Origin of the sequence: Sphingopyxis sp. (assembly GCF_035998905.1) — a bacterium.
Lineage (GTDB): Bacteria > Pseudomonadota > Alphaproteobacteria > Sphingomonadales > Sphingomonadaceae > Sphingopyxis.
In genome coordinates, this window is sequence record NZ_DASYHG010000005.1 from 14043 (window position 1) to 38552 (window position 24510).

The following is a 24510-nucleotide window of genomic DNA, read 5'->3' on the forward strand; positions in this document are numbered from 1 at the left end:
GGGAGATAATCAGGAATCGGCGCCGAAGAGATCGCGGCTGTAAACCTTGTCGGCGACGTCGGCGAGATCGCCCGTCACTCGGTTCGCGATGATGACATCGGCCTCGGCCTTGAACGCATCGAGGTCGCGGATCACGCGCGAATTGAACAGCCGGTCCTCCTCGACCAGCGGCTCATAGACGATCACTTCGATCCCCTTCGCCTTCACGCGCTTCATCACGCCGAGGATGCTGCTGGCGCGAAAATTGTCGGAGCCTGCCTTCATCGCGAGGCGATGGATGCCGACCACGCGCGGCGCGCGCTTGATGATTTCGGACGCGATGAAATCTTTGCGCGTCGTATTCGACGACACGATCGCCTGGATCAGGTTCTGCGGCACTTCCCGATAATTGGCCAGCATCTGCTTCGTGTCCTTCGGCAGGCAATAGCCGCCGTAACCGAAGGAGGGATTATTATAGAATTGCCCGATCCGCGGGTCGAGGCACACGCCTTCGATGACCTGACGCGAATCGACTCCGTGCAGCGCGGCATAGGTGTCGAGTTCGTTGAAGAAGGCGACGCGCATCGCGAGGTAGGTGTTGGCGAACAGCTTGATCGCCTCGGCCTCGGTGTTGCCTGTGTGCAGGATGGCGGTCTCGGGCTTCAGCGATGCGTCGAGCAGAAGCTGCGCAAACGCCGCCGCGCGCGGATCGGTGTTGCCGATGACGATTCGCGAGGGGTGCAGATTGTCGTACAGCGCGCGTCCTTCGCGAAGGAATTCGGGCGAAAAGACGATCGCGTCACTGCCGTGCAGATCACGCATGCGCTCGGTGAAACCCACCGGGACGGTCGACTTGACGATGATCAGCGCCCCCGGCGCCAGTTTCAGCGCATCGGCAATCACCGATTCCACCGACCCGGTGTTGAAATAGTTGGTGTCGGGATCATAGTCGGTCGGCGTCGCAACGACGACGAAATCGGCGCCCTCATAGGCGCTTTGCCTGTCGATCGTCGCGACGAGATCGAGTTCGCGCTCCGCCAGATACGCCTCGATCTCCGGATCGGCGATCGGCGAAATGCCCGCGTTGATCTGATCGACCTTGCGGCTGTCGATATCGAGTGCGACGACGCGGTTATGCTGGGCGAGCAGGACGGCGTTCGAAATCCCGACATAGCCGGTACCGACAATTGTAATCTTCACCGGGGGGTGCGGCACGATATCTGTTCCTCAGTCAGGCAAGCGCCGCTCCTAACAGGCGCGCCGCGATCGCTCAACTCCATCCGCGCGGCAGCCGGTCAGGTCCCGCAAAAGGTTGTATAGGGAGCCGAATCCGCGGGTGCCGGCAGCGCATATTCGGCCCACTCGCGGCGTTCATCGAATGGATTCCTGACGACATCGAGAAGGCGGAGCCATGGCGCAAGATCGCCCTCTTCGGCTGCCGCGAGCGCGGCTTCGACCTGGTGATTGCGCGGGATGTAGAGCGGGTTCACGCGGTCCATCGCCGCGGCAAGTTCGATCGGTCCCGCGGCGGCCTGCGCGATCCGTCCCCACCATTCGGCGATCCAGGGCGCCATCGCGTCGGGCGCCGGCAACAAGCCTTCGAGCATCGTCCCGTCGCCACGCAGCAGCATCGCGAGCGATCGGAAGAAGGAGATATAGTCGACGTCATGTTTTTCGAGCTCGTCGAAGAGCGTGTCGATCAACTCGCTATCGTCGCCCGCGCCGTTCACGAGGCCCAATTTCATGCGCACCCGCGCATGCCAGATCGCCCGGAACCGGCCGGGAATTGCGTCGACGACGGCCTTCGCAGCATCGACATCGTCGGGCGAAACGCGGTGGATCGCGGGCAACAGCGCTTCGGCGAAGCGCGCCATGTTCCAGTGCATGATCTGCGGCTGCCGGCCAAAAGCGTAGCGCCCGTTCGCGTCTATCGAACTGAACACCGCATTGACCGAAAAGCGGTCCATGAAGGCGCACGGCCCATAATCGATCGTTTCGCCGCTGATCGCGACATTGTCGGTGTTCATCACCCCGTGGATGAACCCCGCGCCCAGCCAGTGCGAAACCAGTTCGCATTGCAAGCCGATCACGCGGTCGAGCAAAGCCAGGTGCGGATTGGCGGCCACGGCGAGGTCGGGAAAATGCCGGCGGATGCTGTAATCGGATAGCTGCGTCACATGGTCGGCACCGAAATGGGCGGCAAAGAACTGGAAGGTGCCGACGCGGATATGGCTGCTCGCGACGCGTGTCAGCACTGCACCGGGGTGCGCGCGTTCGCGCTGGACGCGATCGCCGGTCGCGACCGCAGCGAGCGCGCGGGTGGTCGGCACACCCATCGCCGCCATCGCCTCCGAAATCAGGAATTCGCGCAAGACCGGGCCGAGCGCCGCCTTGCCATCGCCGTTGCGCGAAAAGGCGGTCGGCCCCGAACCCTTGAGCTGGATATCGAAGCGCACCCCGTCGGGCGCGACGATTTCGCCTAGCAACAGGGCGCGGCCGTCACCAAGCTGCGGCGAGAAATGCCCGAACTGATGCCCGGCATAGGCGAATACGAGCGGATCGGCGCCTTCGGGCATCTCTTCACCCGAAAAAAGGCGCGCCAGTTGCTCGTCGGTGGTGTCGGTCACCTCGAGTCCGAGCTCCTTCGCCAACATATGATTGAAAATCAGAAGCTTTGGCGCCGACGGCTTCGCGGCCTCGGCGGGCGCGTAGAACCCCTCCATCACGTCGTGGAAACTATTGTCGAAAGCGAAATCCATGACGTCTATGTCAAACGTTGACGCTATTAAATCAAGCGCTCGGCGCACAAGAAGATGGCGTCGACCGCCATCTTGGCGTGTCCTTTAAATGATCTTCGATCAGGCTCAGCCATCAATGCCTAGCCCGCGATCCAGCCGCCAAATTCCTTTGCAGCGGCTCCGGTAACGGGTGAATGCGCCTAACACGCCGAAGAAAGCGCATTCGATGATCCCCACGCGCCGTTGTAAGATAAAAAGAAAAAGGTCACCCCCTCGTGGGGAGTTTGCCAGGTAGCCAATCACAAGGGCGCGTGCGATCATGATTGTTCACGGCTGAGTTTCGGTCAGACAACTCCTAGCCTAGATTGCTCAGGCACCATAAGAGAGCCTCTATGAAATATCATGACAGAAGAATGGGACGGCGAGCTATCTTGGCCGCAACCGGTTCTTGGATGGCCTGGGATTCTTCAACGAAACTCGGCGCCGCGGAAAAACCTGTGCTAGCGGACCGAACTCCAATTGAGGACGGAGACAGCGCCAAATTCAACATCGATCGACTCCGCTCGGGCTTAGGCGGCGATATGCTAGGATGGCGCGCTCCCTTCGAGAGGGCAGTTTTGCGAACCATTTACGCCAAGATTTCGGACGACTCTGTGTCAGTGAAGGATTGGGGCGCCAAAGGCGACGGCACGGCAGACGATTATCAGGCAATCGTGTTGGCTCGAACCGCCGCGCTCGCTACGCAGCGCGCACTACTTTTCCCGGAAGGTGAGTATCTTCACAGTGGCACGCTGGAATTCGGGTTTTCACATCTTCGCGTTTTTTTTCGCGGCCAAGTGAAGCTAAAACATATCGGAACAGGAAGGGCCATTTCCTTCGACGCCGGCCCCACCCCTAATGTCGATGGCAAAAATGAAATTCATTTCGGATGGGATTGCCCACCAACGCTGATTGGAAACCGCTCAACAACCGACTTGGTCTATGTCCGTGGCTGCCATCGCATGAAATTCGACGCACGTCTCCGCGACAGCGTTACAGGTATGCGCGTCGAGTTTTCCGTACTTTCACATTTCAGGATAAACGGCAGCGCCAACGAAGGGCCCTTTCCCGATCGGCAGCCGACGAACTGGCTTGTCGTCGATCGCCGCTCGAAACCAGAAGCAACGACCGCCTGCAAGTTTGAATGCATCCTCGAGGGCGCGTTGGGATTCGGCCTTGACCTAAAATGCGCCCAGCACTGCGAATTTTGGGGGACATCGGAGGGCAACGGCGCCGGTGGAGTTTGGATCGGCGGAGACTCCACAAACAACAATTTCCATAACTTTTTTTGTGAGCAAAATGGAAAATCTCAGCACTGGCTTATCGATGGAAACAACAATGTATTAATAAACTGCACGGGCGGAGCACCTTCTAACACTGGTTCAAATAACAACATCATAAATGGGATTCGGAATCAGTTTATAAGCGGAAGTTTTAACGACGTATCGGAAATAGGCTACTACAATAGCTGGAACCAAGTGTCCCTGACCGGATCTTACCAACAAAATTCTCAAAATAGCATTCGCGAAAAATGCCACAACGGCGCGATGGGCGAGATTGCGGATGCATATCCCCGTCCAACGGTGACCGTCCCGGATCTCACCGGACGGTGGACAAATGCCGGGATAGCGGGCATTCGCAACGTGGGCCACTGGAAGGACCGATACGGCCATGTTTATCTCATCGGAGGAGTAAAGAGCGGCGACCGCGCCAGCGTCATCTTCACACTTCCCGTAGGAAGCCGGCCGGGCGGCACAGTTTGGCGGAAAATATATGATCCCGAAGCGGATAGCGAAGTTGTCGTCGCCATTACGGCAAACGGCGAGGTAAGGCATATTTCAGGATCGAATAGTGCGATCCCCCTCGACGGCATCGACTTCCTCGCAGAGGATTGATTCGGCCGACGCGACTTCGCAAACAATAGCCTAGCCAAACTTCAACAGTCTCGGCAAACGGACAGCGACGTCGAACTGCAAGAAGCCAGACAATATCTAGCCGCCCGACGTGCCTTACGAACCGACTATTAGCTGCCAGGTTCGCGCCATTATCTCATGCATTTCTCCAATAGTTCCGGGGACCGGTTCACACGGGAGAAGTGAAGATCTAATACGAGCTGCACCAGTTACAATGTGTTACCCAAATGTGCTCACCCGAGTGACCGCAGGAAGGCCATGCCCGACCGAAAGGACAGCGACGCTGCTTAGCCGCCGAGTTCGGTTAGGCGTTTAAGCAGTGTGCCGGTTTTTTGTGGCGTCAGCACTCGGTGGAGTGGGACGGAATGCGATCAGTCGCCACCATCTCCGTGCAGCGTTATGCTTAGATGATTCACGAGCTTTTCCACCACGGCGGACAACGAGAAACGCTGCAAGTAGATTTCCCTCGCTTTTTCCCCCATGCGCCGCAGGTCGGCGTCGGGCATTGATGACAGGCGGTCCATTCCCGCGCCCAGCGCGTTGGGGTTTCCCGGCGGCACTACAATGCCTGTCGTCGTGTCCGCTATTATCGCCGCCCCCTCACCTGCCAGACTGGCCAGCATCGGCTTGCCGCATGCCATATAAGCCTGCACCTTGCTTGGTACGGTCAGCGCAAAGATCGGTTCGTCGCGTAGGCTGACAAGCATCATGTCCGCACACGCGAAAAAGGCGGGCATCGTCGCCTCGGGGTGGCGTCCAAGGAATAGGAAGCGGTGATCAAGACCTTCCTCGGCGACCCGGCCGCGAACGCGCTCCTCATCGCGACCGCTTCCGACGACGACGATCAGCAGGTCTGTGGTGTCAGGCAGCTGTTTGGCCGCGGCAATGATCGTGTTGAAATCCTGACTTTCGCCGATGTTCCCCGCGAACATCAATATGCGCCGCCCTGCGGGAACCATCGCGCGGATGTCGGCCGGGACTTCGGATGGTTCGAGCGGACGGAACAATTCGGGCGCAGCGTTCGGCAACGTCACGATACGTGCCGGATCGACGCCAAAATTTGCGATTCGGTCGTGGAAGCCGTCGCTCTGGACCATGACCAGATCGCCCTGACGGTAAATCCACGAACAAAAGGCATCGAGGACCCTGATTATCAGGCGATTGTGTATCCCCAGCGTGATCGTCGCACTGTCCGGCCAGATGTCCTGCACCCAGAAAACCGTCGGAATCTTCCAGATTTTCTTGGCGAATATCCCCGCGAGCGCTTGGGTTAACGGCGACGGCATCGACACGAAGCTGATATGGCCGCGCCGCATTTTCCCGAGCCGGAGAATTCGCCAGCTCGCGGTAAGCGGATAGACCAGATAATTGGCCAGCAGTTGGATCGGCGACTTGCCGCGCGGCACAGTAAACACGCGGTGTATCTCAACCCCGTTCCATGTTTCCTGCCGGCGTTCGCGGTTCGAATAGCCCTCGAAAAAACGGCCCGCGGGGTAGTTGGGGACACAGCAAACCACGTTGACCCGATGCCCGCGCCGGACAAGCGCCTGCGACACATGGTTGTTGAGGAACTGTTCCGGATAAAAATACTGGGACAGATAGAGGATATCCAACGGCGGCTCCTTGTCCGGGATACTCCCAGCGTTTTCTTCCCGTCCGGGCATGTCTTAGCCGGTCACGATGCCGGGTCGGCCACGCGGTCGCCGACGCCGCCACCCAATACGGTCCGGATCAGGATCACGCAATCGAGCATCAGCGTCCGGAACGCCCCGTAGCGGTCGTCCCACGCCGCAAGCCGCGCGGGGTCGCTCATGTCGACATCGTTGATCTGCGCCAGGCCGGTGATGCCAGGTTTCAGTTCGAGCACTCCGCGCGCGCCGCGCGCGCCGACCAGCGCGGTCTGCATCGGCAGGCACGGACGCGGACCGACGAGGCTCATTTCGTTGCGGAGGACGTTCCACACCTGCGGCAACTCGTCGAGCTTGGTTCGCCGAAGAAAGCCGCCGGCTCCCGTGATCACCGCCGCACTCACATCGTGCGTCCCCGCCTGCACTGTCCCGACCGCCATCGTGCGGAACTTGTAGCAGGTAAACACCTTGCCCTGTTTCCCGACGCGTTGCTGCGCGAAGATCGCCGGCCCCTTGCTGTCGAACCGTACATACAGCGCGACCAGCACCATCGCCCATCCGAGAAGAATGACAACCGCAACCGCGGCGATCAGATCGATCGCGCGCTTGGTCGTCGAATAGAGGCCCATTGCCGGGACAGGATCGGCGGCGAAGCGCGCGCTTTGCCACCGGTCGTCGGCGGAGGTGGGGCCGCGTTCGACCAGCGCGATCAGTTCGGCGGCGAGTCGGTCGATCGAAATCATGGGCTTTAGCTGGCGAAGCAACGCCAGAACGCCCGATCGCGCGAAGCCTGGAACCCGGTTCAGGACACCAAGGCGCCCCTGAAAACGCCCCCCGTAAACGGCGGGCAGATACAGGTTCGTCGCACCGCCCGGCCAGAACGCGGCGAGCTGTTCGGCCCCCTCGCGCTTGCTCGTCCCGTAAAGGTCATCTGCGGCAGGCTGGAGCGCGTGCACCGAGCAGAGATTGATGAACTGCGCGGCCCCGCCGTCGCGCGCGATCGCCGCCGTCCGCAGAAGATGGTCGACGTTCGCTGCGCGGAACTCTTCGGGTGTTCCGGGGCGATCATTGTTGCGGGTCGCGAGGTGAACGAAGGTCGCGCCGGTCAGATCGACGTTGCGCAGCGCGTCATGGTCGCAGCTTCGGATATCCGGAAACCGCGCCTGAAGCGCGGCCGGATCGCGCGAAACGAGGAGCAGCGAGCGTCCGCTCCGCTCCGCAAGGCGGGGCACCAGTTGCGTTCCGACGAAACCGCCGGCTCCGGTCAGGACAAGCATGGGCGGCAATCCCGGTTCAGCGGCCGGCCGGCGCGACATTCTCGCGCCACGTTACGTTCTTCACATAGTCCACGTAGCTCAGAATGATACGCAGCACCTTCTGCGACACATTGGGCCCATCATAGTCCGCCGGCAGGCGCAGCGTCCGTTCGGCGCCACGCGCCTGCGTCGCAAGGATATCGAGGGCCTGACGCACACGCGCGACGTTCAGACCGACCATCATCACCGACGCCTCTTCCATCCCTTCATGCCGCTCGTGCGTTTCGCGCAGGTTCAGCGCCGGAAAATTGAGGATCGCCGACTCTTCGGTGATCGTTCCACTGTCGGACAGCACCGCGAAAGCCGAGCGCTGAAGCGCAATATAGTCGCTGAAGCCAAAGGGTTTTACCGAACGCACGGCGGGATGAAAGGTGATGCCCCATTCGTCGATCCGCTTCTGGGTGCGCGGGTGCGTCGACAGGATGATCGGCAAGGCGTAACGATCCGCGAGATCGCCGAGAATGTCGGCGATCTTAAACAGATTCTCCTTGCGATCAACATTCTCTTCGCGGTGCGTGCTGACCACGAAATATTCGTGCGGCCGAAGCTTGAGGTCGGTCAGGATCCGGCTGGCGTCGATCCCGGCGCGATAGTGATCGAGCACCTCCATCATCGGACTTCCGGTCTTAATCACCATGTCGGCCGGCAAGCCTTCGCGCAGCAAATTTTCTCGCGCGATCGCGCTATAGGTCAGGTTGATGTCCGATATATGGTCCACAATCTTGCGATTGATCTCCTCAGGCACGCGCTGGTCGAAGCAGCGATTGCCGGCCTCCATGTGGAACACGGGAATCTTCAGTCGTTTCGCCGGAATGGCCGCAAGGCTGCTGTTCGTATCGCCGAGGATCAGCACCGCCTCGGGCATCACCTCGCGAAGCAGGCCATCGGCGCGAGCGATCACATTGCCGATGGTTTCCGCACTCGACTGACCCGCCGCATCGAGGAAATGGTCGGGCTTGCGGATCGACAGGTCCGCAAAGAATATTTCGTTGAGTTCATAATCATAATTCTGGCCAGTATGGACCAGGACATGATCGCAATGCCCGTCGAGCGCGGCGATCACCCGCGACAGGCGGATGATCTCGGGCCGCGTACCGACGAAGGTCACGACCTTCATCCGCGCAGAAGCCGTGTCGGTCATGCGTCGAGCACCGCCGGCTCGCCCGCGATGATCGAGCGGATGAAGGGCAGCTTGAGCAACAGCTTCTGCATTCCCTCGGCATCGAGACGGTGCGTGTTGTGCGAATGATATTCGGCCGCTTCGGTGATGTGGACGTCGCCCTGATCGAAATAGGCTTCGTAGTTCAGGTCGCGCATGTCCGGCGGCACACGGTAATAGTCGCCCAGGTCTTCGGCTGAGGCCATTTCCTCGCGGCTGAGCAACGCTTCGTAAAGCTTTTCGCCGTGGCGCGTGCCGATCACCTGAACGGCTGCATCCGGCGCCTTCAACAATCCCTTGAGAGCGTCGATCAGCGTCGCGATCGTCGCCGCCGGTGCCTTCTGTACGAAGATGTCGCCTGCGCTGCCGTTGCTGAACGCATAGAGGACAAGATCGACGGCATCGTCGAGCGTCATCATGAAGCGCGTCATGTTGGGGTCTGTAACCGTCAACGCACGGCCCGACTGGAGTTGGTCAACGAAAAGCGGGATAACCGAACCGCGCGATGCCATCACATTTCCGTAGCGCGTCGTACAGATCGTCGTCTGCCGCGTGTTGCGCGCCTTCGCGGTCGCGACCTTCTCCATCATCGCCTTGGAGATGCCCATTGCGTTAATGGGATAAACAGCCTTGTCGGTGCTAAGGCACACGACGCGCTCCACACCCGCGCCGATCGCGGCCTCAAGAACATTCTCGGTGCCGAACACGTTGGTCTTTACGGCTTCCATCGGATGGAATTCGCACGACGGCACCTGCTTCAGCGCCGCGGCGTGAAAAACATAATTCACATGGTGCATCGCATCGGCGACCGACTGGCGGTCGCGCACATCCCCAATGTAGAATTTCAGCTTTTCGTGCGCATAGGCTTTGCGCATATCGTCCTGCTTTTTCTCGTCGCGACTGAATACGCGAATCTCCGCGATATCCGAATCGAGAAAGCGGCGGAGTACTGCGTTGCCGAACGATCCGGTGCCGCCGGTAATCAACAGGGTCTTGTCCTTGAACATCGTATTTCCTTCGCGCCTTTAGCGGAATTCATGCATCCGGCGGACCAGCGTGGGCCAGTCGTCGGGTCGGAAGCCGGTCTCTGATCGGAAACGGGTGGAATCGAGCGAGCGGTCGATCACCAGCCCGGGATCCTCGTCGATACGGATCGATTTGCCATAAACCTCCGCGACAAGCTTCAGCAGGCTGAATTTGTCGATCGGGTCGGCCGACAGGTGATAGAGACCCGACAGGTCGGGCCGCTGCAGCACATATTCGTCGATGATCCGCGCGATCTCGACCGTTGGAAAGCCCGAGAAGACCGCCTTCGAGAAACCGCGCACCGCGCCTCCCTGCGCAAGGAACCAGCAGACCAGGCTGTGATGGCCGGCAAGCTCATGCCCGATGATCGACGTGCGGAGCGTCAGCGCGTGCGGATAATCGACCTCGCCGAGCAACTTGGTGCGACCATAGACGTCGGTCGCGTCGGGCAGGTCGCCCTCGACATAGAGCCCCTTGTCGCCGGAAAAGACGCAGTCGGTGCTCAGATGGATCAGCCGGGCGTGGGCGAGCGCGCACAGCCGCGCGAGACGATGGGGCAGCACCGAGTTGATCGGGATCGCGGCCAGCGGATCCTTGGAATCACCCAGTTGCTTGACCAGTCCCACGCAGTTGACGACCACCGTCGGGCGATGACGGTCGAACATGCGGACGAGCGCATCGAAATCGTCCACGTCGCCGCCTTCGGCAACCCTGTCGCGCACCTCGGGCGGCAGCGCCGCCATCGAGCGACCCGACCGGACGATTCCGACCACGTCATGCGCAGTGCGCGTCGCGAAATAACGCAGCACGGCGTTGCCCAGCATTCCGCTGGCGCCGAGGACCAATATCTTGTGATTCTTCATGTGCCTGTTCTGCTCTTGCCGCGCCGCCCCGTGCACCATCGACGTTGAAAATACCAGCTAGGATTTGCCCGCTTCGACCCGTTCGCGCAGGGCCGCACCGAACGCGTCGGCGCTGATCAGCGTGACATGTTCGGACGGAAGGCGAAGAAAACGACGCACCGCCCGCGCGATCGAACGCGGCGAAAAGGGGTCGAAGGTCGTCGCCGGATCGCAGAGGTCGCGCACATAGTCGGTTTCGGACGCCACGATCGGCAATCCCGCCGACATCGCCTCGACGAGCGGAATGCCGAAGGATTCGGCATAGCTGGGAAAGATCAGCGCTCCCGAACGCCGGTAATTTTCCAGCACTTCGCCATGCGGGATCTGGCCAAGGTCCTCGATCCGCAGCCCGAAACGATCGACAAGCCCTTTGAGCTCGGCGCGAAGCAGTGCATCCCGCTCGGGATGCAGCGTAACCGCCAGCGTCGGAAAGACATTTTGCACCGCAAGCATCTGCCACGCCTCGAAGAGGCGACGGTGGTTCTTGTGAAACGATCCGTCGCTGACGTAAATGAAATCCCACCGTCGCTCGCCCATGGCAGACGATTGTGCGGCGGGTTTCAGATGCTCGCCCACGACAAACGGCAGGATGTCGATTGGTGGGACTCCGGCCCCGTACCAGTCGGAGAGCGCCGCGGCCATGGTAGGGGTCTGCACCATATAGCGCTCGACCCGCCGCCTGAATCGGCGGGCGATAAAGCGCTCGACGGCATAACGCAGACGAAGCCACCCGCTCAGATGCGACGTCGGGATCAGGCCCACCAGATTGGCGTTCTGGACAAAGCAGAATATCCGGCCGCCACGCGCAACCACCGGCGGCAGGTTGTGAAAGCATAGGACAGCTTCGTCAGGCCCGGCGAGCTGCGCCAGAAGCGTTTCCGCGCGCCATCGCCCGCCGATGCTGGAATCGACCCAATGAACGTCCCAGTCTTGCACCACGTCGCTGATGCCGGACTGTCCTCGCCGATCGAGAATTGCGGTCAGTTTCATGCCGAGCCATTCGGCCCGCAGAAGCTCGCGGAGCAAAACAAGGCCGCCCCCACCCCCCACATTCGGGGCAAAAACGATCAATGACTGCATCAGCGCGGGGGACCGTCGTAAACGTCCACCTTCCCTAGCCCGGCCGGTTTGACCTTCCGCAACAACTGCCGAAGATTGGCGTCTACGCGGCTCCAAAGGCGTAGCGCCGGCTGGCTGGGCGGCGCGCTGAATGCCGTGATGTTGAAATACTCCTGCCCGGTGGGCGAGCGACGCGAAAAATAATAGTTCGACACGCATTTGCGAAGGCCGTCAACCTGCACCTCATTTACCGAGTGCCACGATGTCGGCGTCGTCTCCATCAGCACAAGCCGGTTGAACCGCGAATGGATGGTGACGTTTTTCGACACCTTCCGGTCCCATAGCTGGAGGTTGCCGCCATTTGGCTCGTCCCAATCGGGCGTGACATAGTAGAGCAGATTGAGCGTGCGATAATATTGCCGGCTCGAATCGTGCGAATTATCGATATGCGGGCTGAGGAAATGCCCCAGCGCCATGGCGCTCAATCCGCCGGCGTAGAGCAATGAGTCCGGCACCTGCTCAGCGATACCGGTGATGCCCTCGACGATCTCGACCACGCGCGGGTCCTGAAACGCAAAGGTCACATCGCCGAGAACGGGCTCGAAACGATCATAGGCCTTCGAGGTGAACTTCTTTTCTCGAAAACTGTCCATCAATCGCATTTGCCTGCCGTCGGGAAACGCCGCGGCAATCGCCGTCGCGACATCGTGAGGCAACAGGTCGTCGATCGCGACGTGGCGCACGCCGACCGCGCTTGCCGACGCTTCGAACCGGGCCTTGAGATCGGCCGCGCGCGCAAGAAGCGATTGGCTGATCAGCTCGACAAACTCTTTCTTCGATGGGAGCGCATTCTTGGTCATCGTCTTGATCAACACCTGTTCAAAAAGGATCCGCCGGCGGGACAAAGGCTATATTTTGCCTACCAGCATAGTCTTCATACATCCGCGATGCGTCCGCAACCGTCATCAGGTTCGGAAAGAAACGCCGGCCGTTCGCGGCCGTCGGATTGGTCATTCGCCGGGCGAGATACTTGATTCTCGACCATTTTTCCAAGCGCACCTCGCGCGCGACGGCAAGATCGGACGTAACCTGCCCGACCTCCGCCGTCGCGGCATCGACAACGGCGGCGAAATCGGGATGGCGAACGCGGCAAAGCGCCAGAAGCCGCGCAAAATTGAAGCCGGGTACCAGATCGGGCTTCAGCCGTTCCAGCGTCGCCAGCCCGGCATGCGCCCACACCGTTTCCACCGCAAAGAAGCGCGGGACGCCCTTCACCCAGCCGCGTTCCTCGAAACCGCTTGTCTGCGTTTCGGACGACAGGTCACCCTTGTGCGTATTCATCGCGCTGCGGCCCGAATTGCTGCCGCCCGACACCCCGGGAATGGTCAGCGGCGTCTCGACTTCGCAATAGCGTTCGACCAGACACGCCATGGCCACCGCACCCGACATATCGGGGCTCGACCCGTGAAAATAGGCTCCGGTGCGTTCACGAACCTGTTCGAGCAGGTCGCGCCGCACGATGCCATGATAGCAACGCGGCAGGCCGTCAGTTGCCTGAAACGCGCGGTCCAAGGCGGCGGTCAGGTCCGGCGCGGCATTGCGCCAGACGGCGGGTCCGACGCGCCTCGGCACATAGAGGCGTGCCGCATGGCCTGTCCGTGCCAGCCTAGATCGGAAATCGGGCCAAGCATAGGTCGCGGTCACCGTCTGCGATACCGCGGGGACGCCTGCCGCCGACGCCCAGCGCGCGGCGTCGATCGCCGCCGCGGTGATGCAGTCGTCGTCCCCGATCACGCAAACATATTCGCCGCTGGCCAGCGCCACGGCGTCGTTGTGATTCTTGGTCAAATTCGACGGCTCGTCGATCTTCACATATTTCAGGCGCGGATCGGCCAGAAAGTGGGCGAAATCGCCGTGCAACCAATCGAACAGACGCCGGTCGCTGCTGCTGTCCGTCATCACCAGCTCGATATCCGCGACATCGAAACGCAAAACGGCTTCGATGCACGAGATTGCATAATCGGCACGATTGTGGGTTGGGACGACGACCGACAGGAGCGGCATGTCAGACGGGCTTTCGCTTCAGCGCTACATTCGACACGTTCGACGGATTCGACATGTTTCGCGCGCCCCAGAACGCGAGCGCCAGCAGCAGGTTCATCGGATAGGCTTCGAAAATGATGGTGGTAAAGGAGAAGATCGCAAACACCGCCAAAGGCGAGAAGACTAGCCGCACCGTCGTGCCCCTGAAGTTCCGGACGATGAAAAGGAACAATATGACGAGTACGACGACGAGCAGGAGCCCGAAGTTCCCGATCAACGACGCCACCAGCGAGTCCACCGCGCGACGGAACTGGGATGCGTCGTCCGCAAGGTTCGCGGCGTTTGTGTAGTAACCGAAATTGTTCACCGATGCCGCCGATTCCTCGACGATTTCCCAGAAGCGATCGACGCGCCCGCCGCCCGAAAGCTCGACCAGACCGTCGCGCGACAGGAATGTATCGAGATTGGCGAAGATCGCCGGCACGGAAACGGCCATGGCGAGGATCAGCAATGCCTGAGTCCGCGCGAAAAAGGCTTGCAGCAACAGCGCGAAACAGACGAAGACGCCGGTGCCCGATTGTGCGAGCGCGCTGATCGCGATCGCGAACAGGCTGGCGATGATCGAATGACGAAAACTGTTGCGCGAATAAACATGGATGAACGCGGCGCAGGCGCACCCGAAAAAGCTGGCGCTGTTCGGCGCCAGAAAAATCCCCGGCGTCCGGGCCGAGAGACCGAAGATCGTGCCATAGACCGGCGGCATATAGAAAAGCTGGTATATCTGTAGCGTCAGACAGACGACAAGCCCGCCATAAACCCATGGGATGGCCTTGGCACCGTCGAACCCGCGGACCCACTCCTTCATCATGATGAAGAGGAGCAGCGGCGCCGCCCAGCGCAGCCCCAGCGCCGCCGTTAGGGCCCCGTGCTCGCCGCTCGAAACGATCGCGAGCGACAGGCAGATCGTCAGGATGGCGAAAAAGGCCACTCCAAAGGCGTTGGCGCGATTCCTGTACGCATGGATGACGATCGCGATACCGATCAACGTATAACTGATATCCTTGAGCGCGCGAACGATCAGCGGCCCTTGCGCCTGGTACAGCTTGAGCGACTCTCCGGACATCACCGATTGCAGATCGTAGTAATTCTGGAAAAGCGCCGACAGCATGATGAGCGGCACGCACCACGCGCCGACCCGCACGTAGCGAACTTTGCGTGCATGTTGGGGTGTAGCAATTTTTGAAGGCCCGGCGATTACTGTCACAGACGTTACTGCCTACTTTACGAAAATCATCCGCCGAGCGACCGGCCGAGCCACACAAACTCCAGCAACGAGCTGCTATCTCGTTCCCGCGGCTCCGGTCAACACCTCCTCTGCGGGGCGAACGCCATATGACAAGATCAGAAGAGTGGGCAACCAGGCAAAGGGGCTAAAGGGCATCCGTCAAACGCTTCCACTACGACAGACACGTCAAATTAGAGTTCCACTCCGACGATTTTGTCGCGGCCTACAACGTCGCTCACTTAATCAAAACGATCAGCTGTCACGCTCGAAAAACACATCGTCAAATCTGGACGCGAGAGCCAGCACGATTCGTTGCCAATCGAACCACCAGATGCCTAACCGAACACCTAAGATTACCCACAGATAAGAGCTCCACTCCGCCAAGTGGACGCCGCGAGTTATGCCAAGTGCTCTAACGATGGGCAGTTCGCATCAAGCTACAATGTCACGTAGATTTCCTCAACATATCCGCGCCGATCCCACGATGTATCCCTCGATGCCAGTTGGAAACGAGGGAATCGACGAACAACTTCGGGCACCCAAATTTGGTAGGCCCCGTGTCCGGCCGTGTCCTGCCTGTCCACCTCGTCATATTCGCCGGCTAGGTTGTTAGGCGACAGCGTTTCCTGATTGAAACTGATAAAAACGCCGTCCAGATTTTCAGTTGCCCATCCTAGGTAACGCACTACCTCAGCTTCTGGCATCTCTGGCATCGAATCCTGATTCATAAGAACATTTGGTCGAAAGCCTATCTCGTCAAGCTCGAAATGCGCCACTAGCTTAATCGACGGCATTGAGGATTGTCCGGCTTCTCCCCGCAATATCAACTTATCGGGAAACACCGAGGCGAGAAAAAACGCCTGAACCAATCCGACTTCGGGAAGGTCGACGATCACATAGTTTTCTAACTGGTCGCCAAGAACCTTGCATAGCCAATAGCACATGCCGCCATATCCGCCGCCAATTTCAACGAATCGCAGAGGCTCAGATATTTTCTCCCGCCGTATCGCGCGGCGAACTCGATCCGCTGTGTAGAGGTGAGAGCACGTTTCACGAGTCAAGAAACGACCACCGAACATGATCCCACGCGGATCGCCAAAACGCGGGTGCTCTACCCGAAATCCGAAATAATTTTCGATCCTCTCGATCAACTCTTCTTCGGACAAAATAGAGCGCCAAAACGCGACGTGGCCTTGCTCATGGCATTCCGCCCGCAGCACGCCAATCGCCTCAGCCAACTGGACAACTGACAGTTCAATTTGAACCGGCAGATAGTGCCAACGATGTGGCCAAGGATCGAAGGTGTTTCCGTAGGCGAAGCCATTCACGGCGCTCGTGCGAAAAATCTTTGCTTGATGGCGGGCAAGAGACCGCGTGTCTCCGCGCTCGATCAGAGTGCGCAATTGTTTGTAATCTTCGCCGAGCAATGTTCCCCAAATGGAGCCTTCCGGCCTGGCGCCATGACTTGAAGGATCGAGCATGGTACGGTACGCATTTATGCATCGTTCTGCGACTTCAATGTCGCCCGATTTTTCACCGAGCTCTGGCTCAAGCAGTTTGACTGATCCCGATTTCTTCCTCAGCCACTCAGGGCGCCGAATGACCCAGGAAGCACCGCGTAAATCGAGAACGTCATGACCTACCCCGAGCCATTTCTCCTGAATTGCGAACAGCCATTTTGGATTGCGTGAAAGAAACCGCGAGAGAGACCGAAAAAGCACCGAATATCCTTATTCGAAAACGCTTGGAGATTGGCCCGGTAGCTAGCCCGTCGGTGAAAAGTCAAGTTTTTCGACGCCGAAGCCGAGAGATTAAACCGGCCGCGCTGAAAAATGCGACGATGGAAATCACTGCCGCTATGACCGCGAACACGCATGCCAATAGGGAGGAGGCTGAGAACCAGTCGGCGAGAAGCCGACCGGCAAACATCGGAACCAATGCGATAGCCACCGGAACAGGCATCTCGCGCAAATGCCCTCCCAATCGTTCGGAATTTTCACTGCGAAGAACAATTACACCCAATACCACAAAATGCACCGCGTTGACTAAAACCCACATCAAGGCACCGCCCCACAGACCCAGAGACTGCAGTGCAAAAAAAGATCCGGGGACACTTATTATCAAAGTTGCAGCGCCGACGACCGCAATCACTTTAGTCTGCCCGCGAGCCAGGCATGCGTAGTAAGATGGCATGTTCAAGCAGATGATTATACTCCCAACAGCAAGCGTTGTTGTAATTTGAGAAACTATTTTCGGTATCAGTGGATCCTGTAGCCACATGGATAGCACCTCTGGCGAAAAGAAGGCCAAGCCCCCTCCCCCCAATGCGGCGACAAAAGCAATTAATCGACTAAACTGACTCAAGCTGTCATCTTTGACTGCCTGCTTATTGGCAACCATACTTGCTACTAGTCGAGGGAAAAAAGCGACCGCGATTGGCGTAGCAGCCGCTATTGGAAGCTGCGCAAGTGCGCTTGCAATGCTATAATAAGCATATTCGGCAAGTGTGAACAGTCGACTAATTAATACCTTATCAAACTGGGTATTAATAATTGAAATAACAGTTATTGTAGCCATCCCTGCTGCGTAACGCCAATGGGGACGTAATATCTCCCATTCAAATCGAACGCCGACAAGAGAATTCAACCCCATTGACTGAATCAACATTCTCCGCGCCACACCTGCAAAAATGATAGTTACGCACATTTGCCATATAAAAAATAGTATTAAGCTATGGCTCCAGAGCAAGGGCAATATTACTAGTCCGCCGCGCACGACTACAAGCGCCAGTTGAATGATATTAGCTTCCACTTGACGCTGCAGGCCGAGCAATCCCGAAGAGTATAGCGTCAACATTATCTGGGGTAGAAACGTAACCGCCATTATTCTAAGCGACGGGACAACTATTTCGTCACCTAGCACTGAAGCGCTCTTTAACCAGTTTTGCGATATCCATCCCGCCCCTAAAAATATCAGAAGGCAGCAAGCTCCAACGGAAAATAGCAAAACCTTTTCAGCGGCAATCAGCAGCTGCCCAAGGCTTTTGCTATCTGCCATCTGTGCCGCTTGACGGGAGAACGTCGCTGACAGACCCACATCTGCCAAGGCTGTAAAAGTGAGGAGGAGGGTGTAAAACGCTATAACGCCGTATGCCTCGACCCCGACGATCGAAACATAGATTGGAACAAACACGAAATTTGCAGCCAGCGACGCCGCGCGACCGACATAGTTCGCAGCGATATTACGCTTCACCGAACGGTTCCGATTGAAATCAGGCACCAACCTATCTCAAAACATGCGCGATCTTTGGCTGGTCATCGGGTCACGGTGTTGGAAGGATACATCACCGTTCTACCCAAGCATGCCGAATAACCGTCATCCCGATTTTCTAATCGACAGTGTGGCGGCACCTATCGGCAATCCGCGAATCAAGCAACCAATTTTCCCGCCCGCCTCGTTTTTCCTGACTTCCAGCCACTGCATTGAGTGCGCGACGACTGCCCAACCTTTCATCTCGGTTTCTTAGCCAATGTGCGGCGTCAGTCGGGGCCTTGTTGCCACCCCTCTTTGAAGCGCTCGCTGGCTAACGCGAGGTCGCCAATAGTCTCAAGTTCCCGACGATGAGACTCGCGGGCTGTCGGCCCGTTCCCCCGGCGAAGCGCAGGTCGAGCCGGACCATCTGACATCCCGCTGGCAGGTTGAACCGCAAGCGTTTGCCTGTCGGCAGTTTCGCGATCATGTCACCGGATGAGGTCTTGGCACCCTCTCCGTTCCCGCCGACGCATGTTGCGATCCAGCGAGCGGTCGCGTCGCTGTTCACGACTCTGTCCTCGATCGTCCATTCGATCGTCCGGCGGGCTCCCGGCTGGATGAGTTTGCTTCCGGCTGCGCCGACGGTTCCAGGCGCGGCAAAGAATTCCAGCCCGACCTGATCGTTTCCAACCGCGATGGGCGCGCCGCCACGATCGGAAGACGCGCCGAAATCCCAAACCGCGGGCGCATAGCCGCGACCCGGGCTCGAAAGAAACTCAAGACCAAGACCCTGCAGGCTCTTGGCGTCCGCGCGGGGCAGGACGGGATAGACACGGCCAAAGACATCGTACGAGTTTTCGGCGGCTAGGCGGCGTACCAGCACCGAATAGGCTTCGCGCGATGTCGGATCATCGGGCAGACGAAGACCCGGCTCGCTGAGCAGCAAGCCCAGCGGAGCCGCCCGGGGCAGACGTTCGGCAGCCGTGATCAGGAAACGCGACATCCACGGGTTTTCGGGCCGCATATAAGGCTTCAGCGCCGCGCGTCCGTCGGGGGACATGGCCGCCATCGACAAGCGCGGCAGGATTTCCTGCGCCGCTTCCGGGGTCGTCCGCAGAACAATATCGAAATGGCGAAGCCCGCTTTCGCCGCGCATCTTCTTCAGATCGTCAGCAGCCAGCCAGAGCTGGACACTGCCTTCGCGGCGGCTGAGGTGCTCCGCCATCGTGAAGGCATCACGCGCGCCCTTATGGTCGCCATGCGCTTCGCGGCCCAGACCGATGAACCACAGGCCGCGGGGCGTAAGCGGCGCGTTGAGAAGGATCTGCTGTCCGGACGAGACGAGCGGCAACTTCTTCATCTGAGTACCGCCGCGCCCTGCGTCGGCGGCCAGTTTGACCTGGCCGCTTCGCCAAGCAAAAAAACTGCCGCCAAGCGGCCGGAACGCATTGAGCGCCACACCGGTCTGCGCCGCAGCGTGCGAAAAAGCGAGCGTCGCGCCGAGCAGCCCTAGGAATATGGTCAGGACGAGCGCAAGGCTGGGCCCTTGCAGCTCGCCCACCGTAAGTGATCGCTTCGATCGGCGCGATGTCACTATTGCTTGCTCCCTTCGGCCTCATCCTGATCGCGGCCATAGCCGTAGCCGTAGCCGTAGCCGTAGCCGTAGCCCGACTGGCTCGCGCGGTATTTCGTGAGGATCGCACCAAAGACGTGTCCGCGCGATTCCTTGAGCCGGGTGATTGCGGCCTGCGCGGCACGTACCGCCGTACGCTCGGCCTCGATGACATAGACGATGCCTTCGACCGAACGCGCGATCAGCGGCGCATCCGAAAGGCCGAGCATCGGCGGACAGTCGACGATCACATGGTCGAACGTCTCCATCAGCGAGCCGAGCAACTGCGGCAGGCGATCGCTGCTGAGCAATTCAGAAGCGCTCGGCGGCGTCGGGCCAGCAGCAACAAACGAGACATTTTGTTTGTCGGTCTTCTGGATCAGCCCCTGCCAGTCGCCTTCGCCCGACAGATAGTTCGCAACACCCTTGGCGTTGCTGAGGCCCAGCATGGTTGCCATCATCGGACGCCGCATGTCGACGTCGACGACGACGACCGATTTGCCGGTCCGGCCGACCACCTGCGCCAGCGCGAAGCTCGACGTCGATTTGCCTTCCGACGGCGACGTACTCGTGAGTGCCAGCGTCCGCGGCAGCCCGTGATCGGTCGAAAACGCAAGGTTCGTGCGCACCGTCATATACGCTTCCGAAAGCACCGACTTGGGATCGGATATCTGTTCGGCTCCCTGCTCCTCCGGAACCAGCGGGATGGCACCTAGCAGCGGCACTCCGAGCTTGTCCGGAATCTGCCCCGGTTCCTTCAGACCCTCATCCAGATTCTCGAGGATGAAGACCGCGACCGCCGCAAGCGCAAGACCGATCAGCAGCGCAAGCGCGAGGTTCAGGATCAGCTTCGGCGACGAGGGCCGATTCGGCGCGATAGCATCGTCGACGATCGCGATATTATTCGTACCGACGCCGGCGACACCGATTTCCTTGTAGCGCTGGAGCAGCGAGTCATAGAGCTGCCGGTTCGTATCCACTTCGCGCTGATAGATGTTATACTGGATGTTCGCGCGGTTTTCCGCATCGAAGCGGCCGAGCAACCGGTCGACGCGCTCACGCAACGAGTCCTCGCGCTGCCGCGCCGCTTCGGCTGCCGTCTGGAAAGATTCCTTTACGCGGCGCTCTTCTGCGGCGATCGCGCTGTCGAGCACGCGGATCGACTGCTGTGCTTCCCGTGCAGCCGGATACTCCGGTTCGAAACGCACCAGCAGTTCCGCATATTTTGCCGCGGCTTCGGCCCGACGCTGTCGCATCTGGTTGATCGCGACGTTCTGGACCGACTGGTTGCTCGCGCGCTGGCTCATCGCCGCACGCAACTCGCCTTCGGCCTCGACGCGCGCCGCAGTGGCTTCGGCCAGCGCGCGGTTCAGCGCCTCGAGATCGGTCGACGCCAGCGTCTGCGTGGTGCGCGTACGGCCATCTTCGGCACGCGCTTCGGAAAGCCGTACGATGCCTTCGCGCGCAGCATAGTTCACCAGTTCGCGTTCGGATTGCTCGAGCCGCTCGCGCAATCCCTGAAGACGAGTTTCAAGATAGACGCGCGCATCCGACGTCGATGCGAAACGTCGGTCCATGCTTTGCTGGATAAACTCCTGGACCCAGGCATTCGCAATCTGCGTCGAGAGCACCGCCGAACCGCTTGTGTATTTGACATCGACGAGTGCCGATCCGCGGATCGGTTCGATGTCGATATGGGCGAGGAGAAGGTCGGCAACCTGTCGTTCGCGCTCGCGAAGATTGGCCGCCGAAAGCGTGCCGCCGTTGGCGCCGAAAAGGGCCTCACCCTCGGGGTCCACCCCGTGCGCCGCGAAAAATTCGGCGCTCCGCGCCAGCCGCAGACGCCGACCAACGCGTTCAGCAAGCGATCGCGCGCTGAGCAGCGAATATTGGGTCGAATAAAATTCAAGGTCAGTCGAGCTTTCCTCGCGCTGGATTCCCTCGACATTCGTGACGTTTGCCTGCTGGCGCGCGATCTCGATCCTAGACTCTGCTGTGTATTGCGGCGTCATCAGCAACGTTACCACCAGCCCCGCCACAAGCATAGCGACGACGATCCCAGCAATCAGCCACAGGTGCCGGCGCGCGATATTCCAGTATTCGAGGATCATCGGCACGGTGGCGCGACGGATCGACGACGGACCTTCATCGTCGAAGGCGTCGAACTCCATCATCGCACCAGCATCGGTCGGCATAGAAGTCATACGAAAACCAACTCATCTAAACGCCTGTACGGCGAACGCGCGCCGCGCGAGGACCTGATTGATCAATTATTGTCGAGAATCGCCACGAGCGGCGAAACGAAGAGCGGCGAAACCTGGATGAACATCTGGAACAGGCGTCGCCCGGGCGAATCACCGACCACGACGATATCGCGCGGGTAGAGGATCGGATCTTCGTACGCACCGCGGCGAATGGCCTTTAGATCATACAGCGCGATCATCTGTCGGCCGTTGACCTTGCGCTGGATCACAACTTCGCGAAGGCGGGCATAGTCCGTCGTGCCTTCGGCCCCGGCCACCGCACGCAGCAACGTCATACCGGCCACGATCTTAATGTTGCCGGGCTTTTCGACCTCACCCTCGACGGTCACATACTGGCTGGTGGCGGCTTCGATATTCACCGATACCTTAGGGTCGCGGATATAGCCGCGGCGCAGCTGCGCGGTTATCTGCTCGGCCGCTTCAGCGGGCGTGAGTCCTCCAACCTCGACCTCGCCAGCAATCGGCAGAGTGATCCGGCCCGAGCCGTCGACATCGAACTTGCGGTCGGCCATTTCATCGAAACCGAGAACGTCGATGATCAGCTTGTCATAAGGTGCGATCTTATAAACGTAGCGCTGCTGGGCGCCCAGCTGCCCATCAGGGCCCGGAAGCTCCTTTGACTCGACGAGTGTAATCGACGGCGCACCACCGATCTTCGCCGGCGCGCCGGCGCAACCCGCCAACAACGCCGCCATCAAAAGAATGCTGATCTTTTTCATCGAGACTCCGAACGCCACATATTTCTATCTGTCAGGATTCGACGCGTTTCGCGCGAGGGTTGGAGCGCAAAGCAATCGATATCCAAGACACTCCGACCGCGAAAAACATTGCCAGCGACGGGACGCGGAGCGGATAGTCGGCAACGCTCGACAACGCAAGCAGGAAGCAAAGCGCAATCCCGGCGCGCCCCAATACCAGCTCGGTCGACCGGCGGTCGGCCGTCCCGTTACTCTGACGCACCAGCGCCCATGCCGCGGCCAACCCCATGAACAAGCCGACAAGCATCAGCGCGATTGCAGGAAGCCCGCCGGTGATCAGCAGTTCCAGCGGCTCGTTGTGCGCATGGTTCAGATAGGCGGGCGACAGCAGGCGATAGGGCTCGACGATCTTGTAAACCTCGACGAACGAACCGATACCGCTGCCGAACGGGAAATAATCCCACGATGCGTTCCAGATGACCGGCAGGGCCTCGAAGCGCAGATCGGCGGCGGGGTCATTCTCGACCAGGCGCTGGATCGACTTGGCGCGCGATGCGACAAGCGTCAGCGCAAGCGTGAACAGCACGGCGCCGCCGATACCGATCACCCGGTGGCTACGGTCCGCCTGCTTGAGCGCGCCCGAACGGCCGACAACGACCGGCGACTGATAAATCCAGAAGGCACTCACGACGCCAATGACGCCGAGGATCAGTCCCGAACGTGACCCCGTCACAAGCAGCAGCGGGATCAGGAAAAGTGCGGCCGCCACGGTCAGGATGCGCCGGAACGACAGGCTTTCGGGAGATCCGCGCTGCAGCGTCAGATTGGCCGCGAGCAACGGGAACAGGCATGCAAGAAATGCCGCCTGATGGTTGCGATTCGCGAACAGCCCGACCGCTTCGCCGTTGTTGGTGATGCGATAGAAATAGAGCGGACCGTTGCTCGGCCCGATCGCCTGCAACAATCCGATGAGACCGCTCAGCAGTCCGATGACAAGAAGCACGCGCGCCGTCGTCAGCTGCGCGTCGGGCTTCAGTGACAGCGCGAGCAGCAGCGCCGCGATGGGCGCGGCCAGCGAAAAAAGCGCATTCCATGTGCGCGTCTGCGCGACCGAAGCCGGCAGCCATGGCAACGGCAGCTTTGCCTCGGCGTACACGTTCTCGACGATTTCGCGGCCCGGCAGCATCGTCCAGATCGCCGGCGGCAATGGTATGAGGTGCAGTGCGACGAGCAGGACGATCGCGAGCACGAAGAGCATGATGTGCCGCGCCGAACCCCACGCGTTTTGCCAGCCCAGGTAGAGCGCGAAAGCCAAAGCCATCGCCGAGACCGGCCGCCAGATCAGCAGCGAGAGAATATCGTCGCGCCCGCTACCCGCAATCAGGAAGCCGAGCCCGAGCAGAGCGAGCAGCAACACGAGCGATCGCCGGTCCTCGCCCTGAAATTTCTTCGACAAAGTCGAGAAGGACAGCCGCATCACCCCTGCCCCGCTTCGGCGCGCCGATTATCCTTGATCAAGGATGTTGCCTGCACTTCACAACCCTTCTTGTCTTTGAACGAAGCCTGCCCTGGATCAACAGACGCAGCCCTCGCGTTC

The 24510-nt window shown here is 59.7% G+C and carries 18 protein-coding genes; 1 reads left to right on the forward strand and 17 read right to left on the reverse strand.

Annotated elements, in window-relative coordinates; translation table 11 throughout:
• Positions 1 to 9: 9 nt before the first annotated feature.
• Together VGN62_RS00590 and VGN62_RS00595 are read right to left on the reverse strand one after the other, a co-directional pair.
• On the reverse strand, positions 10 to 1179 hold the full coding sequence (locus tag VGN62_RS00590; protein WP_327450166.1) for a nucleotide sugar dehydrogenase: 1170 nt from the start codon (positions 1177 to 1179) through the stop codon (positions 10 to 12).
• Positions 1180 to 1274: 95 nt separating this feature from the next.
• A complete protein-coding gene (locus VGN62_RS00595; protein ID WP_327450119.1) occupies positions 1275 to 2738 on the reverse strand; it encodes a protein adenylyltransferase SelO in 1464 nt (487 codons plus the stop codon).
• 371 nt (positions 2739 to 3109) lie between these two features.
• Here VGN62_RS00595 and VGN62_RS00600 point away from each other — a divergent pair, with 371 nt between their 5' ends.
• The gene (locus tag VGN62_RS00600) at positions 3110 to 4651 is read left to right on the forward strand and encodes a glycosyl hydrolase family 28-related protein (protein WP_006636047.1); all 1542 of its coding nucleotides are present in this window, start codon (positions 3110 to 3112) and stop codon (positions 4649 to 4651) included.
• A gap of 389 nt (positions 4652 to 5040) precedes the next feature.
• Here the strand turns inward: VGN62_RS00600 and VGN62_RS00605 are convergent, their stop codons facing one another.
• From VGN62_RS00605 to VGN62_RS00675, 15 genes are all read right to left on the reverse strand, one after another.
• Complete coding sequence (locus VGN62_RS00605; protein WP_158308034.1) at positions 5041 to 6282, reverse strand: glycosyltransferase family 4 protein; 1242 nt, start codon at positions 6280 to 6282, stop codon at positions 5041 to 5043.
• 62 nt (positions 6283 to 6344) lie between these two features.
• Positions 6345 to 7574: a sugar transferase gene (locus VGN62_RS00610; RefSeq protein WP_327450126.1), complete on the reverse strand. Its 1230-nt coding sequence runs from the start codon at positions 7572 to 7574 to the stop codon at positions 6345 to 6347.
• 16 nt (positions 7575 to 7590) lie between these two features.
• Complete coding sequence (wecB, locus tag VGN62_RS00615) at positions 7591 to 8754, reverse strand: non-hydrolyzing UDP-N-acetylglucosamine 2-epimerase (RefSeq protein ID WP_327450128.1); 1164 nt, start codon at positions 8752 to 8754, stop codon at positions 7591 to 7593.
• Positions 8751 to 9779 (reverse strand): polysaccharide biosynthesis protein, encoded by a 1029-nt coding sequence (locus VGN62_RS00620; protein ID WP_327450130.1) that lies wholly within the window; start codon positions 9777 to 9779, stop codon positions 8751 to 8753. Before VGN62_RS00620 ends, wecB begins: the two co-directional genes overlap by 4 nt.
• An 18-nt stretch (positions 9780 to 9797) precedes the next feature.
• Positions 9798 to 10661 carry an SDR family oxidoreductase gene (locus tag VGN62_RS00625; RefSeq protein WP_327450132.1) on the reverse strand — a complete coding sequence of 288 codons (864 nt, stop codon included), beginning with the start codon at positions 10659 to 10661 and terminating at the stop codon, positions 9798 to 9800.
• Positions 10662 to 10718: 57 nt separating this feature from the next.
• Positions 10719 to 11780 (reverse strand): glycosyltransferase, encoded by a 1062-nt coding sequence (locus VGN62_RS00630; RefSeq protein ID WP_327450134.1) that lies wholly within the window; start codon positions 11778 to 11780, stop codon positions 10719 to 10721.
• A complete protein-coding gene (locus VGN62_RS00635) occupies positions 11780 to 12619 on the reverse strand; it encodes a 2OG-Fe(II) oxygenase (RefSeq protein WP_327450136.1) in 840 nt (279 codons plus the stop codon). The genes VGN62_RS00630 and VGN62_RS00635 overlap by 1 nt, the downstream gene beginning before the upstream one ends.
• A 19-nt stretch (positions 12620 to 12638) precedes the next feature.
• The gene (locus VGN62_RS00640; RefSeq protein WP_327450138.1) at positions 12639 to 13823 is read right to left on the reverse strand and encodes a glycosyltransferase family 2 protein; all 1185 of its coding nucleotides are present in this window, start codon (positions 13821 to 13823) and stop codon (positions 12639 to 12641) included.
• 1 nt (position 13824) lies between these two features.
• On the reverse strand, positions 13825 to 14982 hold the full coding sequence (locus VGN62_RS00645) for a hypothetical protein (RefSeq protein WP_327450140.1): 1158 nt from the start codon (positions 14980 to 14982) through the stop codon (positions 13825 to 13827).
• Positions 14983 to 15524: 542 nt separating this feature from the next.
• Positions 15525 to 16808 (reverse strand): putative sugar O-methyltransferase, encoded by a 1284-nt coding sequence (locus VGN62_RS00650; RefSeq protein WP_327450142.1) that lies wholly within the window; start codon positions 16806 to 16808, stop codon positions 15525 to 15527.
• A 61-nt stretch (positions 16809 to 16869) separates the two neighbouring features.
• Positions 16870 to 18339, reverse strand: a complete 1470-nt coding sequence (locus tag VGN62_RS00655) for a lipopolysaccharide biosynthesis protein (protein WP_327450144.1) — start codon at positions 18337 to 18339, stop codon at positions 16870 to 16872.
• Positions 18340 to 18670: 331 nt separating this feature from the next.
• The gene (locus VGN62_RS00660; RefSeq protein ID WP_327450146.1) at positions 18671 to 19798 is read right to left on the reverse strand and encodes a hypothetical protein; all 1128 of its coding nucleotides are present in this window, start codon (positions 19796 to 19798) and stop codon (positions 18671 to 18673) included.
• Between the two features lie 134 nt (positions 19799 to 19932).
• Positions 19933 to 22146 carry a GumC family protein gene (locus VGN62_RS00665; protein WP_327450148.1) on the reverse strand — a complete coding sequence of 738 codons (2214 nt, stop codon included), beginning with the start codon at positions 22144 to 22146 and terminating at the stop codon, positions 19933 to 19935.
• A 71-nt stretch (positions 22147 to 22217) separates the two neighbouring features.
• Positions 22218 to 22934: a polysaccharide biosynthesis/export family protein gene (locus VGN62_RS00670; protein ID WP_327450150.1), complete on the reverse strand. Its 717-nt coding sequence runs from the start codon at positions 22932 to 22934 to the stop codon at positions 22218 to 22220.
• Between the two features lie 31 nt (positions 22935 to 22965).
• Positions 22966 to 24390 carry an O-antigen ligase family protein gene (locus VGN62_RS00675; protein ID WP_327450151.1) on the reverse strand — a complete coding sequence of 475 codons (1425 nt, stop codon included), beginning with the start codon at positions 24388 to 24390 and terminating at the stop codon, positions 22966 to 22968.
• Positions 24391 to 24510: the final 120 nt, after the last annotated feature.